The 14,536-nt window shown below is 59.5% G+C and carries 16 protein-coding genes; 9 read left to right on the forward strand and 7 right to left on the reverse strand.

Translation table 11 applies throughout. The annotated features are described in order from the left end of the window. Positions 1-17 precede the first annotated feature (17 nt). A complete protein-coding gene (locus tag AB4N43_RS07815) occupies positions 18-1,856 on the reverse strand; it encodes a long-chain-acyl-CoA synthetase (protein WP_460153706.1) in 1,839 nt (612 codons plus the stop codon). 341 nt (positions 1,857-2,197) lie between these two features. Here AB4N43_RS07815 and AB4N43_RS07820 point away from each other — a divergent pair, with 341 nt between their 5' ends. Continuing rightward, the gene (locus AB4N43_RS07820; RefSeq protein ID WP_027922506.1) at positions 2,198-2,476 is read left to right on the forward strand and encodes a DUF3509 domain-containing protein; all 279 of its coding nucleotides are present in this window, start codon (positions 2,198-2,200) and stop codon (positions 2,474-2,476) included. Between the two features lie 71 nt (positions 2,477-2,547). Here AB4N43_RS07820 and mtnC read toward each other — a convergent pair whose 3' ends face one another. From mtnC to aroC, 5 genes are read right to left on the reverse strand one after another with little or no spacing between them, the layout of a single operon-like run. Further along, on the reverse strand, positions 2,548-3,231 hold the full coding sequence (gene mtnC, locus AB4N43_RS07825; RefSeq protein ID WP_410922418.1) for an acireductone synthase: 684 nt from the start codon (positions 3,229-3,231) through the stop codon (positions 2,548-2,550). A gap of 4 nt (positions 3,232-3,235) precedes the next feature. Continuing rightward, complete coding sequence (locus AB4N43_RS07830) at positions 3,236-3,781, reverse strand: 1,2-dihydroxy-3-keto-5-methylthiopentene dioxygenase (RefSeq protein WP_123434165.1); 546 nt, start codon at positions 3,779-3,781, stop codon at positions 3,236-3,238. Between the two features lie 20 nt (positions 3,782-3,801). After that, positions 3,802-4,428 (reverse strand): methylthioribulose 1-phosphate dehydratase, encoded by a 627-nt coding sequence (locus AB4N43_RS07835; protein ID WP_194939804.1) that lies wholly within the window; start codon positions 4,426-4,428, stop codon positions 3,802-3,804. After that, a complete protein-coding gene (locus tag AB4N43_RS07840) occupies positions 4,425-5,570 on the reverse strand; it encodes an MFS transporter (RefSeq protein ID WP_410922420.1) in 1,146 nt (381 codons plus the stop codon). The genes AB4N43_RS07835 and AB4N43_RS07840 overlap by 4 nt, the downstream gene beginning before the upstream one ends. Positions 5,571-5,604: 34 nt before the next feature. Further along, complete coding sequence (aroC, locus tag AB4N43_RS07845) at positions 5,605-6,696, reverse strand: chorismate synthase (protein WP_007914036.1); 1,092 nt, start codon at positions 6,694-6,696, stop codon at positions 5,605-5,607. Positions 6,697-6,825: 129 nt separating this feature from the next. On the opposite strand from aroC, the gene AB4N43_RS07850 reads away from it, so the two are divergent. Further along, a complete protein-coding gene (locus AB4N43_RS07850) occupies positions 6,826-7,779 on the forward strand; it encodes an alpha/beta hydrolase (protein ID WP_027922501.1) in 954 nt (317 codons plus the stop codon). A gap of 95 nt (positions 7,780-7,874) precedes the next feature. Next, entirely contained in the window at positions 7,875-8,666 is a 792-nt protein-coding gene (locus tag AB4N43_RS07855) for a hypothetical protein (protein ID WP_059181341.1), read from the forward strand. Between the two features lie 121 nt (positions 8,667-8,787). On the opposite strand, the gene prmB is transcribed toward AB4N43_RS07855, so the two are convergent. Next, entirely contained in the window at positions 8,788-9,696 is a 909-nt protein-coding gene (prmB, locus tag AB4N43_RS07860; protein ID WP_027922499.1) for a 50S ribosomal protein L3 N(5)-glutamine methyltransferase, read from the reverse strand. A 239-nt stretch (positions 9,697-9,935) separates the two neighbouring features. Here prmB and AB4N43_RS07865 point away from each other — a divergent pair, with 239 nt between their 5' ends. From AB4N43_RS07865 to AB4N43_RS07890, 6 genes are all read left to right on the forward strand, one after another. After that, positions 9,936-10,526, forward strand: a complete 591-nt coding sequence (locus tag AB4N43_RS07865) for a cysteine hydrolase family protein (RefSeq protein ID WP_027922498.1) — start codon at positions 9,936-9,938, stop codon at positions 10,524-10,526. A gap of 131 nt (positions 10,527-10,657) precedes the next feature. Then, positions 10,658-10,978, forward strand: coding sequence for a hypothetical protein (locus AB4N43_RS07870; RefSeq protein WP_027922497.1), 321 nt, complete (start codon positions 10,658-10,660; stop codon positions 10,976-10,978). Between the two features lie 85 nt (positions 10,979-11,063). After that, a complete protein-coding gene (locus tag AB4N43_RS07875) occupies positions 11,064-11,621 on the forward strand; it encodes a Smr/MutS family protein (RefSeq protein ID WP_027922496.1) in 558 nt (185 codons plus the stop codon). A gap of 77 nt (positions 11,622-11,698) precedes the next feature. Next, positions 11,699-12,244, forward strand: coding sequence for a GTP cyclohydrolase I FolE (gene folE, locus AB4N43_RS07880; RefSeq protein ID WP_003204506.1), 546 nt, complete (start codon positions 11,699-11,701; stop codon positions 12,242-12,244). A 103-nt stretch (positions 12,245-12,347) separates the two neighbouring features. Continuing rightward, positions 12,348-12,719 carry a glutathione S-transferase N-terminal domain-containing protein gene (locus AB4N43_RS07885; protein WP_027922495.1) on the forward strand — a complete coding sequence of 124 codons (372 nt, stop codon included), beginning with the start codon at positions 12,348-12,350 and terminating at the stop codon, positions 12,717-12,719. A 463-nt stretch (positions 12,720-13,182) separates the two neighbouring features. Then, positions 13,183-14,532, forward strand: coding sequence for an NCS2 family permease (locus tag AB4N43_RS07890; RefSeq protein ID WP_027922494.1), 1,350 nt, complete (start codon positions 13,183-13,185; stop codon positions 14,530-14,532). The last annotated feature ends 4 nt before the right edge of the window (positions 14,533-14,536 follow it).

Below are 14,536 nucleotides of genomic sequence, written 5' to 3' on the forward strand. Positions count from 1 at the left end.
GGCCGCCATAGGCACATTCAATAGCGGTACTTGCCGCTGTGAATATCCGCCAGCACCTGCTCGGTAACCTGCACATAAGTCTGGGTGCCGGGCAACCAGGCGTAGATCGGGTCATCGCCGGTCTTGCCAGGGTCGAAGGCTTCGTCCTTGAGCCGGGTCTTCTGGTATTTGAAGGTCCCGGTGGTCTCCATTTTCACTTTCACCCGCAAAAACAGCGGCACCGCATAGGTCGGCATTTGCTGGCGAGCAAACTCCAGCAGTTCGCTGAAGTCCAGGGTAGCCAGGGATTCGGCCGGAGTAATCGCCGCCATGCCGGCACGCCCGTTGGTGTTGTGGACTTCCACGCCATACGCCACGGCTTCCGCGATGTGCGGGTGTTGCAGGAGGATGTTTTCCACTTCCGTGGTCGAGACGTTCTCGCCCTTCCAGCGGTAGGTGTCGCCCAAGCGGTCGACGAACTGTGCATGGCCAAAACCAATGTTGCGCAGCAAGTCACCGGTGTTGAAGTACCGATCGCCCTTCTTGAACACGTCATGCAGCACGACTTTTTCGGTCTTTTGCGGATCGGTGTAGCCGTCTAGCGGCGCCTTGTCGTCGATTCTCGCCAGCAACAAACCCTGCACGCCCTTGGGCACTTTGTTCATGAAACCCTTGGCGTTGCGAATCGGCTGGCCGCTGTCGTGGTCGTAGGCCACCAGCTCCCAGGCCATCAGCGAGAAACCGATGGTGTGGTCAAAATTGAGAATGTTGGTGAAGCCGATGTTGCCGTCGCTGGCCGCATACAGTTCACAGATATGCTCGACGCCGAAGCGGGTCTTGAAGGTGTCCCACGCGCCGGGGCGCAAACCGTTGCCGATCATCTTCGTCACGCCGTGCTGGCTGTCTTCGGCGCTGGTAGGTTGATCCACCAGATAGCGGCACAACTCGCCCACGTAACCGAGGGTGGTCGCGTGGTATTTGCGTACGTCATTCCAGAACTGGCTGGCGCTGAATTTGCGGCGGATGGCAAAGCCCGAAGCACCGTTGATGGCCGAGCCCCAGCACACGCAGAGCCCAGTGGCGTGATACAGCGGCAAGGTGCAATAGACGATGTCGTGCGGCTGCATGTCCAGGGCGATCAGGCCGAAGCTGGCGGAGCTGCGCATCCAGCGTCCGTGCTTGAAGACGCCGGCCTTGGGCAATCCGGTGGTGCCCGAGGTGTAGATATAGAAACAAGGATCGTCGAAAAAAACCTGCTGGCTGCTGACAGGGTTTTCCTCGGACGCGTCGGCACTCGCCGCCATCAGGTTGATGAAACCGTCGGGGGCAACGCCCGGATGGTTGCAGGTGTCTTGATCGGCGACGAACCAGGTTCGCGCCGGCGCGATGGACACCCGCTCGCGGACCTGGGAAAACGCCGGGACCAGTTCGCCGCCGACAATGATCGCCACGGGGGCTACCAAATTCAGGCTGTGCGCGAGGGTATCGCGGGTTTGCGAGGTGTTGAGCAACGCGCTGATCGCGCCGACCTTGGCCACGGCCAGAATCGTCACCAGCAGTTCTGGACGGTTCTCGATGAAGACCGCGACCACGTCACCCTTGCCGATGCCTTGGGCAATCAGATGATGAGCAATGCGATTCGCCCACTGATTGACCTGCGTATAGGTCAGCGTCACGTCGCCCTGCAGTAACGCGGGGCCATCGGGATTGCGCAACGTCGCCTGCTCGAAACACCAGCCCAGGCCACACGGTTGGGTCGGATCCTTGACGTTGGCGACTTTCAGGCCCTTCACCACACGGGGAATGGTTCTGGCGATCGTCGGCAGTTTGCGGAGCATCATGCCCCAGGTAATCGTGTCGTTTGGCCTGCGTTTCATCTGTGCTCCCGCTGATTTTTTTATTGTCGGGCGGCGTTCCATGAGCTCGAAAATACGTCAGCGGTTCTTGGCCTGTACACGCGGATTTTGCAATGTTTTGTATCCGCAACCCGGATAAACGAACGATGAACCTCGAGGTGCGGATTGGTTCCATCGAAGCAGCAACAATCTTTCAAAATGCAGGATGCACGATGGCCATTCATGCAGATTGCACGAAAGCGAAAACCCGACATAAAATTAACTTATTGATTTATAAGGATTTTATTAAATTCAAATACTGGCACAATCGCTGCAACTACCTCTCCATGCTTGCCAATCTCGTGCAAACGGAGCTGATAGACATGAGCCTGATCCAAGAAAAATTTACCTCCCTGTTCTCCAACTTCGAAGTCACCACCCAAGCGCGTCCTGACGGCGGAATTTTGCTGACCTTGCGCAGTAGCGAAGGCCGTGTGTTCAAGCGTTCGATTTCCTACCAGCAATTGCACGCGGGTGATCAGTTGACCTGGGTGATCAGTGCGATTCGCCGTGACCTTGCCGAACAGGCGAGTGAACTGCCGCAGATCTCCATGCTGCAAAGCCAGCAACGATTTGCCTTGCCGACTTATCACACGGCGTAAATCGTTGCAGTGCTGAAAACAAACAGGCCGTGAGCTTTCGCTTCACGGCCTGCGTTGTTATGTGGTGTGCTTTATAAGGTGGAGGGGTTGATTCGCGCGAAGCTGTCGACGGTCAGATGGCCTGCCAACTCCCCACCCTCTCGCGCCAGCCCGCAGGTCGCCATCCCGGCCGTGCGTGCAGCGTCCAGCTCTTCGACGATGTCGGACAGAAACAGAATCTGCGCAGGCTCAAGCCCGATGGCCTGAGTGATGCGTTGGTAAGACTGCGCTTCCCGCTTGGGCCCCGACGTGGTGTCGAAATAGCCGCTGAACAGTGGCGACAAATCCCCAGCCTCGGAACAACCGAAGATCAGTTTTTGCGCCTGGATCGAGCCCGAGGAGTACACAAACAGTTGATAGCCTTCCTGATGCCAGCGCTTGAGCGCTTCAACGGCGTCCGGGTAAACGTGGCCCTTCAACTGCCCGGCCTGATAACCCTGTTCCCAGACCATGCCTTGCAACGCCTTGAGCGGCGTGGCTTTGCGGTCTTCGGCGATCCAGCTCAGCAGAATGGCGATCACCCGCTCAACGTCGGCATCCGGCTCGGCGCTGTCGCGACGCACGGCCGACAGTTGCTCCGCCACATCGGCGCGCGCGGCGTGCTGACGGACAAACTCCGGCAGGTGTTTCGCGGCGTAGGGAAACAGCACGTCGAACACAAAACTCACCGCGCTGGTGGTGCCTTCGATGTCGGTGAGAATCGCTTTGATCGGCATCGGTTCAGTCCTCAAGACGCGGGAAGCGGCTGGCGATGTCTTCGCCGGTGAAATTGGCCACCCAGCCTTCAGGGTTGTTGAACAGGCGGATCGCGACGAAATGCGGATGCTCGCCCATGTCAAACCAGTGCGGCGTGCCGGCCGGGACCGAGATCAGGTCGTTCTTTTCGCACAGCACCGCGTAGACGTAATCGTCGATGTGCAGGGTAAACAGGCCACGACCCGCCACGAAAAATCGCACTTCATCTTCGCCATGACGGTGTTCGTCGAGGAACTTGGCGCGCAGTTCGGCTTTTTGCGGGTGATCGCTGTTCAGGCTGATGACGTCGACCGTGATGTAACCGCGCTCGGTCATCAGCTTGTCGATCTGCTCCTGATACGCGGCGATCACTTCTTCCTGACTGGCGCCGGGCTGGATCTTCGCCGCCGCTTGCCAGCGGTCGAAACGCACGCCCTGTTCGGCCAGGGTCGAGGCGATGTCTTCAAAATGGGTCAGTACCTTGTTCGGCAGGTCAGGGCTTGAGACGTGGTAAACGGACAGGCTGCTCATCAGGGCAACTCCTTAACGGTTCATGCGTTACGGTTGAAGAGCGCGCGCATCTTCAACTCGCACTCGAACAAAAATTCAAAGGCCTCGATCTGCCGCAGCGCATCACTCATGCGCGCGCCCCAGGTGTAGAGGCCATGGCCGCGAATCAAGTAGCCGACGCAATCGGGATGGGCGTCCAGCCAAGGCTGAACCTTGGCGGCGAGGCGCGCAATATCCTGATCGTTGTCGAAAATCGGCACGCGCACCCGGGACTCGTGGGTCGATACGCCACTGAAGGCTTTTTGCAGTTCGTAGTCTTCGAACTCGATGAAATCTTCCGGGGTCAGGCGCGACAGCACCGTGGCGTTCACCGAATGGGTGTGCAGCACCGCGCCGATGTCCGCGCGCCAGCTGTAGAGCTGAGTGTGCAGCAGGGTTTCGGCGGACGGCTTTTTACCCGGTTCCAGGCTGTTGCCCGACAAATCGGTGGCGAGCACATCGTCGAGCCCCAACTGACCTTTGTGCTTGCCGGACACCGTCAGCAGCGCTTCGCTCGGCGACAGACGCGTCGAGTAGTTGCTGCTGGTGGCCGGTGACCAGCCGCGGCCATACAGAAAACGCCCGGCGTCGATGATTTCCTGGGCGAGGTGTTCACGGGTAAGGCTCATGGCCTGTCCTCTTGCAGTCGTGTGGCAATGATAACGGCAGCCGCCAGGGCTGCGAGGCTTGCAATACTAAAGGTCAACGGTGCGCCGAGGGCATTCCAGCTGTAACCGGAATACAACGCGCCCAATGCGCCGCCGGTGCCGGCCAGCGCGGCGTAAAGCGCCTGGCCCTGCCCTTGCTGGCGTGCGCCGAAACTACGTTGCACGAACTGGATGGCAGCCGCGTGAAAGCTGCCGAACGTGGCCGCGTGCAGCACCTGGGCAAACAGCAACACCCAGAGAAATTCGGCAAACGAACCAAGCAGCACCCAACGCAGGGCGGCCAACAGGAAACTCGCCAGCAGCACCCGGCGCACCGAGAAGCGCGCGAGGATTTTACTCATGGCCAAAAACATCAGCACTTCAGCAACCACGCCGACCGCCCAGAGCATGCCGATGACGCCGCGGCTGTAGCCCAACCGTTCAAGGTGCAAGGTCAAAAACGTGTAATACGGGCCATGGCTCATCTGCATCAGCGCCACGCAGCCATAAAACGCCAACACACCGGGGCTGCGCAATTGCTTGAGAAACCCGTCCCCCGCTTCACGAAGGCCCTGAACTGGTTGGGCATTCGGCACCCACAGGCTGCTGACGACGATACCGGCCATGATCAACACCAACGCCACCGGATAGATGTCGAGGCTGAGCCATTCGAACAATCGGCCCAGTAACACCACGGTGATGATGAAACCGATAGAGCCCCAAAGGCGAATCTGACTGTAGCGCGAGGTCTGGCCTTTCAAGTGCGCCAGGGTTATGACTTCGAACTGCGGCAATACCGCGTGCCAGAAGAACGCGTGCAACGCCATGACCATCGCCAGCCAGGCGTAGGTCTTACTGATAAAAATCAGCGAGAACGTCAGCAGCGTACACACCGCGCCGAAGCGCACGATGGCCAGGCGCCGGCCGGTGTAATCCCCCAGCCAGCCCCAGATGTTCGGCGCGACGCAGCGCATCAGCATCGGGATTGCCACCAGTTCGCCGATGCGCGCACTGGAAAACCCCAGGTGATCGAAGTACAGCGCCAGAAACGGCGCCGTCGAACCGAGCAAGGCGAAATAGAACAGATAGAAACTGGAGAGCCGCCAGTACGGGAGCGCCGCCACGCTCGTCAGACCGCAGCGGCGTTAAGGTCAGCCATTAAAGCTGACCCAGCACCGGTGTGCTCACGCGCACATCGGCGTTCTGACCACGGTGACGCAACAGGTGATCCATCAACACGATGGCCATCATCGCTTCAGCGATGGGCGTAGCGCGGATGCCGACGCATGGGTCGTGACGGCCCTTGGTGATGACGTCCACCGGGTTGCCATGAATGTCGATGGAACGGCCCGGCGTGGTGATACTCGACGTTGGCTTCAGCGCCAGGTGCGCGACGATCGGCTGGCCGGACGAAATACCACCGAGAATGCCGCCGGCATTGTTGCTGAGGAAACCTTCCGGGGTCATTTCATCGCGGTGTTCAGTGCCGCGCTGGGCAACACTGGCGAAACCGGCGCCGATTTCCACGCCTTTCACCGCGTTGATGCTCATCAGCGCATGGGCCAGCTCGGCATCGAGGCGGTCGAAAATCGGCTCGCCGAGGCCAGGCATCACGCCTTCAGCCACCACGGTGATCTTCGCGCCGACCGAATCCTGGTCGCGACGCAACTGGTCCATATAGGCTTCCAGCTCCGGGACTTTGTCCGGGTCAGGGCTGAAGAAAGCGTTCTCTTCCACCGAATCCCAGGTCTTGAACGGAATTTCAATCGGGCCGAGCTGGCTCATGTAGCCGCGAATGACGATGCCCTGGGTGGCCAGGTATTTCTTGGCAATTGCACCAGCCGCTACGCGCATCGCGGTTTCCCGGGCCGAGCTGCGACCGCCGCCACGGTAATCACGCTCACCGTATTTATGGTGGTAGGTGTAGTCGGCGTGGGCCGGGCGGAACAGATCCTTGATCGCCGAGTAGTCCTTGGACTTCTGGTCGGTGTTGCGGATCAGCAGACCAATAGAGCACCCGGTGGTGCGACCTTCGAACACGCCAGAGAGGATTTCGACTTCGTCGGCTTCCTGGCGTTGCGTGGTGTGACGGCTGGTGCCCGGCTTGCGGCGATCCAGGTCACGCTGCAAATCCTCCAGAGAAATCTCCAGCCCCGGCGGGCAGCCGTCGACAATGGCGACCAACGCCGGACCATGGCTTTCGCCCGCGGTGGTGACAGTGAACAGCTTGCCGTAGGTATTGCCGGACATGCAGGACGCTCCGTGAAATAGAACCTGAATACGAATGCGCGCCAGTATACGCAGGCTACCCAAGTAGTTCATCCTCGAACCTTATGGGTGCCCGCGAGTCCAACCGGCACCTTTGTGAATGATGGCGTGATGATGCTGCGAGTTTTAGCCTTGAGCCTGACCTTGTTTACCGGCTACGTGCAGGCCACCGTCCTGCAACGACCTATTACGCTGGATACCGGCACCGGTGAGCTTTTCGGCTCGCTGTTGCTGCCAAAATCCGACAATCCTGTGCCAGTCGTCCTGATCATTTCCGGCTCCGGTCCTACAGATCGTGACGGCAATAACACCGACGGCGGACGCAATGACAGCCTAAAACGGCTCGCCTGGGTGCTGGCCAAACACAACATCGCCAGCGTGCGTTACGACAAACGCGGTGTGGCAGCGAGCCTTGCCGCCACGCCGGATGAACGCAATCTGTCGGTAGAGGCCTATGTGGCCGATGCCGAAGCCTGGGGCCAGAAGCTGAAAAGTGATCCGCGTTTCGGCCCGCTGATTCTGCTCGGCCACAGCGAAGGCGCCTTGATCGCCACCCTGGCGGCGCCAAGTGTAAACGCCGCGGCGGTCATCTCGCTGTCCGGCAGCGCTCGCCCGGTTGATCAGGTGTTGCGTCAACAGTTGAGCAATCAACTGCCACCGGCGCTGATGCTGCGCAGCAATGAGCTGCTCGACAGCCTCAAGGCCGGTCACACCGACGACAACGTGCCGCCGCAGCTTCAGACGATTTTCCGTCCGAGTGTGCAGCCATACCTGATTTCTCTGTTCCGGCAGGACCCGGCGGCAGCGTTCGCCAGGTTGAAGATGCCAGCGCTGATCATCCAGGGCAGCAACGACATTCAGGTTGGAGTCGGTGACGCCAGGCTGCTGAAGGCCGCCAAACCGGACGCCGAGCTGGCGCTGATCGAAGGCATGAACCACGTCATGCGCATTGTGCCCAACGACGTCAAACGGCAATTGGCCTCTTATAAAGACCCGCAATTGCCACTGGCGGCCGAGCTTGGCACCCGCATCCTCGGGTTTATTGACGGACTTCGCCCCAGTTAAGCGCTGTTGGCCCTCCAGTCCTGTCAAAAACGGCCGATAAGCCTTTGTCGCCAGCGCAATGGCTGGCGGCAGGGCTTGGACAGGATCTCGCCGTTATGACTGATACCCAGACTTCACCCGACACCACCGCTGAAAAAGACGCACCGCCAGCGGTTGAGCTGCCGTGGGCGGACGTCCACGTCGAGCACCACAAGATGCTCCGTCTGGCGCCGCTGAAAACCGACCGCAACACCGGCGGGCGACCGCTGCGCTTTGTCGAATTCGGCTATGCCGAACGCAACAGCAAGGAGCAGAGCCTGATGCGCATGAGCATCACCCTGCCCGGTCAGCGCGTGCGCAAAGAACAGAATCACCTCGACGTGTGGGTCGATCACACCACCAAGCGTGTGCATTTCGGCCCCGACAGCGGCTTGCAGATTGAACCGATGAACCGTGGCATCGGCCGCTTCATGGCCGCTCAAGGCATCACGTGGGCGAAGAAGCGCTGGTCCGGTTACACCGTCGACGGCACGGACCTGAACAATAAAGATGCGCTGAACGAAGACACCCGCCTGCGCCGTGATCACTTCCTCAAGGCCCATGGTTTTGAGGTGGTGTATGCCGATGCCCAGCATTTGAAGGGCAGCGTCAAAGACGTGCAGGTCGGTGACCTGTCGGGCGAGTGGAACACTGAAAAGCTGCAACTGGTGGAAATTCTCGAAGCGGCGCAGATGCTTCAGCAGGCCGAGCAGAACCTGGCCGAGCAAGAAGTAAAGCTGAAGACGCACGAAGAAAAAGTCAGCAAGTACAAGCGGGAAGACGCCGGGCTGCGCTTTACCATTACGTGTCTGGTGGCGTTTGCGATGTTTCAGGCGGGGTTGTTGATCTGGATTGCTACGCATCGGTAAACGTCTGAGACCGACGTGCGGCCATCGCGGCCACGCTCCCACAGGTTCTGTGTCGTACCCGAATGGTGCGACACATTCTGAACCTGTAGGAGCGAGGCTTGCCCGCGATGGCTTTCTAAAGTCAGACGCGAGAAGCGAACAGTGCCTGATGATCGCGGCACTGTTCAGCCGTCAACATGAACACCCCATGCCCGCCGCGCTCGAAATCGAGCCACGCAAAATCGACTTCCGGGTACAGTGCGTCGACGTGAACCTGACTGTTGCCCACTTCGACAATCAGCAAGCCCTTCTCGGTCAGATGATCCGCCGCTTCCGCCAGCATGCGGCGCACCAGGTTCAAACCGTCATCGCCACAGGCCAGGCCCAGCTCCGGCTCGTGCTGATACTCGTCCGGCATATCGGCGAAATCTTCCGCATCGACGTAGGGCGGGTTCGACACGATCAGGTCGAAACGTTGACCCGGTAAACCATCAAAGCCATCGCCCTGAACCGTGTACACCCGTTCATCGACACCGTGACGCTCGATGTTCTGGTTGGCCACTTCCAGCGCTTCAAACGACAGATCGGCCAGCACTACTTCGGCGTTCTGGAACTCGTAGGCGCAGGCGATACCGATGCAACCGGAACCGGTGCACAGGTCGAGAATGCGCGCTGGCTCGGCCCCCAACCATGGCTCGAAGCGTTTTTCAATCAGTTCGCCAATCGGTGAACGCGGGATCAGCACGCGCTCGTCGACGATGAAGGACATGCCGCAAAACCACGCTTCGCCCAACAGGTAAGCGGTCGGAATGCGTTCTTCGATGCGGCGCTTGAGCAAGCGCTGCAGATTGACCAGCTCATCATCTTCCAGCGCACAGTCGAGGTAGCTGTCGGCGATTTCCCACGGCAAGTGCAAGGCACCCAACACCAGTTGACGGGCTTCGTCCCAGGCGTTGTCGGTCCCATGGCCGAAAAACAGATCCTCCCCATGGAAGCGGCTGACGGCCCAACGGATATGGTCACGCAGGGTACGAAGGCGGGAAGTGATCACGACGGCAAACTCCAGAAAAAACGACTGGCGATTCTAACAGCCAAAACGCGCCACGACGACGCAGGAAAAACACCGGGCCGAATGTAGGATCGATCCCTTTTTGCCGCTGGCTATTGAACAAAACCCGCAACTTGACAAGGCTGAGAGCCAGTAATGACGGCGTCTACGATAGTAGCGATTCACAGAACCGCTCAGCCAGAGGACAATGTCGCAAAAGCCCCACTCCAAGGAGCCCCAGAATGTCCGTTCCAAAAACGATGTTTCAACTCAGCGGCCGCGGTTACGCAGCAGCCAATCTGAGCCATGCGACCCTCGTCATCATCGATGCCCAGAAGGAATACCTCAGCGGTCCACTGGCCCTGAGCGGCATGGACGCTGCCGTCGCGAACATCAAGCAATTGCTGGCGGCTGCCCGTGCGGCCGGCCGCCCCATCGTGCATGTACGCCACCTCGGTACGGTCGGCGGGCTGTTCGACCCACAAGGCGAGCGCGGTGAGTTCATCCCCGGCCTTGAACCACAGGCCGACGAAACCATCCTCGGTAAATTGCTGCCAAGTGCGTTCCACGGCACCGAACTGGCCAAACGCCTGGAAGACCTCGGCGCCCTTGACCTGATCGTCTGCGGCTTCATGAGCCACTCCAGCGTCAGCACCACAGTGCGTGCCGCCAAGAACCTGGGTTTCCGTTGCACGCTGGTGGAAGACGCCTGCGCCACGCGCGACTTGCCTTACAAGGGCGGCGTACTGAGTGCCGAGCACGTTCAGCAGACCGAAATGGCGATCATGGCGGACAACTTCGCCACCCTCGCGCTCACTCACGATCTGATTTGATCGGCCCGTGATGAGCGGCCAATAGCGCCGCTCATCTGCAAAAGCCTCTCGTTTGCCGCAATTGTCTTAGCCTCAGGAACATCCCGGTCAACTCCCGGTCGAAGGGCCGATACCCATTGAGGAAGGTCGGAATGAAGTTATCCGATGGTTTTGACGCTCGCCGCTTGCGGCCCAAAGGCCAACGCAACTGGCGTTTTCGTATTGGCGCGGCGTTTGCCGCGTTGCTGGCAACGTGCGGTGTATTGCTCGCCATGGCCGCTGCCGCCAGCCTGCTCGGCCACGCACCTGCGCTGGGCGAACTGAATACCAGCCGCACCGGTGCGGCAGTGGTCCTGGCGGTCGGCCTGTTCGTGCTGTACCTCGGCGTGTGGCTGTGGCGTCGCTGCCGACGCCGGTCGCGTCAGTCGCGTGAGCTGAACATGTCCCCGCACCTGATGAAAAAACACGATTGAACCGAGGCCTGGCATCTGCCGGGCCTCAATTGTTATGGATAGCGCCTCGACTTGGGTAAACTGGCCGACCTTCGCGGAGGCTGACATGCAAGACGACGATTTTTCCCTGTTCAAAAGTGCGATCCAAGGCGTCAAGCCGATCAAGCACGATCGCGCCGAAACCGGCAAACCCAAGGCCGACCGCGCGCAAATCGCCAAGCTGCGTCAAGCCGCAACCATTCGTACCGATGCCACCACCGTGGATGGGCTGTCCGATCAGTTCGTCATCGATGTCGGCCCGGAAGACGAATTGATGTGGGCCCGTGACGGTGTCCAGGAAAGCCAGATGCGCAAGCTCAAGATCGGGCAGATTCCGTTCGAGGGCAGCCTCGACCTGCACGGCATGAGCGTGGAAAAGGCCCGGGAAACCCTCTGGGCGTTTCTGGCCGAAGCGACCAGGTTCGAAATTCGCTGCGTGCGCGTCACTCACGGCAAAGCCGTGCGTCTGGACGGCAAGCGGCCGATGATCAAGAGTCACGTCAACACGTGGTTGCGCCAGCATTCACAGGTGCTCGGCTTCACCTCGTGCCAGGCTAAACATGGCGGCGCCGGGGCGGTTTATGTGATGCTCAAACGCACCATGATGGAAGGTCGCGACGAGTAAAGCTGTCGCGTCATGCTTGCAGCGCCGTGTTTGCCACCGTACCCTTGCCCTTTGCGAAAATCCCCACAGGTAGTTTCATGTCCCTGGAACAGAATTACACCGCGATTCTCGGCCAACTGGGCGAGGACGTCTCCCGCGAGGGCCTGCTCGACACGCCAAAACGTGCCGCCAAAGCCATGCAGTACCTCTGCCGCGGTTATGAACAGACGCTCGAAGAAGTCACCAACGGTGCCTTGTTCAGCTCCGACAACAGCGAAATGGTGCTGGTCAAGGACATCGAGTTGTACTCGTTGTGCGAACACCACCTGCTTCCGTTCATCGGCAAGGCACACGTCGCTTACATCCCGAGCGGCAAAGTATTGGGCCTGTCGAAAGTGGCGCGAATCGTCGACATGTACGCTCGCCGCCTGCAGATCCAGGAAAACCTCAGCCGCCAGATCGCCGATGCGGTCCAGCAAGTCACCGGCGCCCTGGGCGTTGCGGTGGTGATCGAGGCCAAGCACATGTGCATGATGATGCGCGGTGTGGAGAAACAGAATTCGTCGATGATCACTTCGGTGATGCTCGGTGAGTTCCGCGAAAACGCCGCCACCCGCAGCGAGTTTCTCAGCCTGATCAAGTAACGTGCGGCACGAAGAAAACCGGCATTCATCGCCGGTTTTTTTTCGTCTGAAAAAATCAGGTAAGCTGCGCGCCCTTCTTCATTCGCACCGTGAGGCTTTCAACGTGTTCGTAAAAGCGCTTCGTGTCGGCCTTGGCCAACTGATCATCTTCATCGACTTCATCACCCGTCCGGGCAAGAAGCAGCGCCCCGCCGAGGCTCAGGCCAAGGTCAACTCCGCTGCCAAGGACCTGACCCTGTACCAATTCCACGCCTGCCCGTTCTGCGTGAAAACCCGCCGCAGCCTGCGTCGCCTGAATGTGCCGGTGACACTGCGTGATGCAAAGAACAACGAACAGGATCGCCAGGCCCTGCTGGAGCAAGGTGGCAAGATCAAGGTGCCGTGCCTGCGCATTGAAGAAAATGGCCAGACCACTTGGATGTATGAGTCCAAGGTGATCATTGATTATCTGGACAAGCGGTTTGCGGCTGCTTGATGGCTTTGTGGTGAGCTGACTGACGCCATCGCGAGCAGGCTCGCGATGGCGCCGATACAGTCACCACAACCCCCAGTCAAAAATAAACCGGCCCTTGCGCCGGTTTATTTGTTTCTGCCCTCCCCTCAGACCGCTTCAGCCGCCCACTTTTAGTGGCGGGTCTGGCCCCTTCGCGAGCAGGCTCGCTCCCACAGGTGACCGAGTTCTTTCAGGGAAATGCAATTAACTGTGAGAGCGAGCCTGCTCGCGAAGGGGTCCGCACAGGCGATATATCCCTATCGCCAACATTTTCGTAAACAAAATCAAAAACATTATTTGCTTTCTTTGTATACAAAAGCATAATCCACTTCGTGCGAGTTCCTGACCAGCCGGTCAACATATTCGCAAGTGCCTCAAAGGTCCGCTGCCACCCTCATGGGTCCGGTCCTGGAAATAACAATAAAACTCTTGAGGAGTACTCGCTGTGGAAAGCCGCAAATCCGAAGCATCGACGCTGGAACTCTCGCCGCCGTTACGCAATGGCTTGCTTGAGCGCATCTTCAAACTCACCTTGCATGGCACCACGGTGAAGACCGAGCTGATTGCCGGTCTGACAACCTTCATCACCATGGCTTACATCATCTTCGTCAACCCTAACATCATGGCCGACGCCGGGATCGATCACGGCGCCGCATTTGTGGCGACCTGCATCGCCGCCGCACTGGGTTGCCTGTTGATGGGCCTCTACGCCAACTGGCCGGTCGGCCTGGCACCAGGCATGGGCCTGAACGCTTTCTTTACCTACACCGTGGTCGGCACCATGGGCTACAACTGGGAAACCGCCCTCGGCGCGGTGTTTGTCTCCGGTGTGTTGTTCATGATCCTGACCTTTTCCAGGATTCGCGAATGGCTGCTGAATAGCATTCCCGTGAGCCTGCGCTTCGCCATGGGCGCCGGCGTCGGTTTGTTCCTGGGGCTGATCGGCCTGAAGACTGCGGGCATCGTCGTCGATAGCCCGGCCACCCTGATCAAACTCGGCTCCCTGCGCGAACCCGGCCCGTTGCTCGCCGCCATCTGCTTCCTGATGATCGCCATTCTCAGCTACCACAAAGTGTTCGGCGCGATCCTCATCAGCATCATCACCGTGACCCTGGCCGGTTGGGGCCTGGGCCTGGTGCACTACGAGGGCATCATGTCGGCCCCGCCGAGCCTGGCCCCGACCTGGATGGCGATGAACCTGGCCGGCGTGTTCAACGTCAGCATGATCAGCGTGGTCCTGGCGTTCCTCTTCGTGCACATGTTCGACACCGCCGGCACCCTGATGGGCGTAGCCCAGCGCGCCAACCTGGTCGGCGCCGACGGGCGGATCGAAAACCTCTCCCGCGCCATGAAAGCCGACAGTGCATCCAGCGTCTTTGGTGCGATTGTGGGTGTTCCGCCGGTCACCAGTTATGTTGAAAGTGCCGCGGGTGTTGCCGCGGGTGGTCGGACAGGTCTTACCGCCGTGACCGTGGGTGTGCTATTTATTGCGGCGATGTTCTTCGCACCACTGGCCGGCATGATTCCCGCCTATGCCACCGCCGGCGCGCTGATTTATGTGGCGATGCTGATGATGGGCGGTATGAAGCACATCGAATGGGACGAAGCAACCGACAGCATTCCGGCCATCGTGACCGCGATCATGATGCCGCTGACCTTCTCGGTCGCTGACGGTATTGCGCTGGGTTTCATCACCTACGTGGCGTTGAAGGCCGGCACCGGTAAGTACAAGGAAATCTCCGTCAGCTTGTGGGTGCTTTGCGCGATCTTCATCGCCAAGTTCATTTTCTTGTAAGCCG

The sequence above is a fragment of the Pseudomonas sp. S2_B07 genome (genome assembly GCF_054668435.1).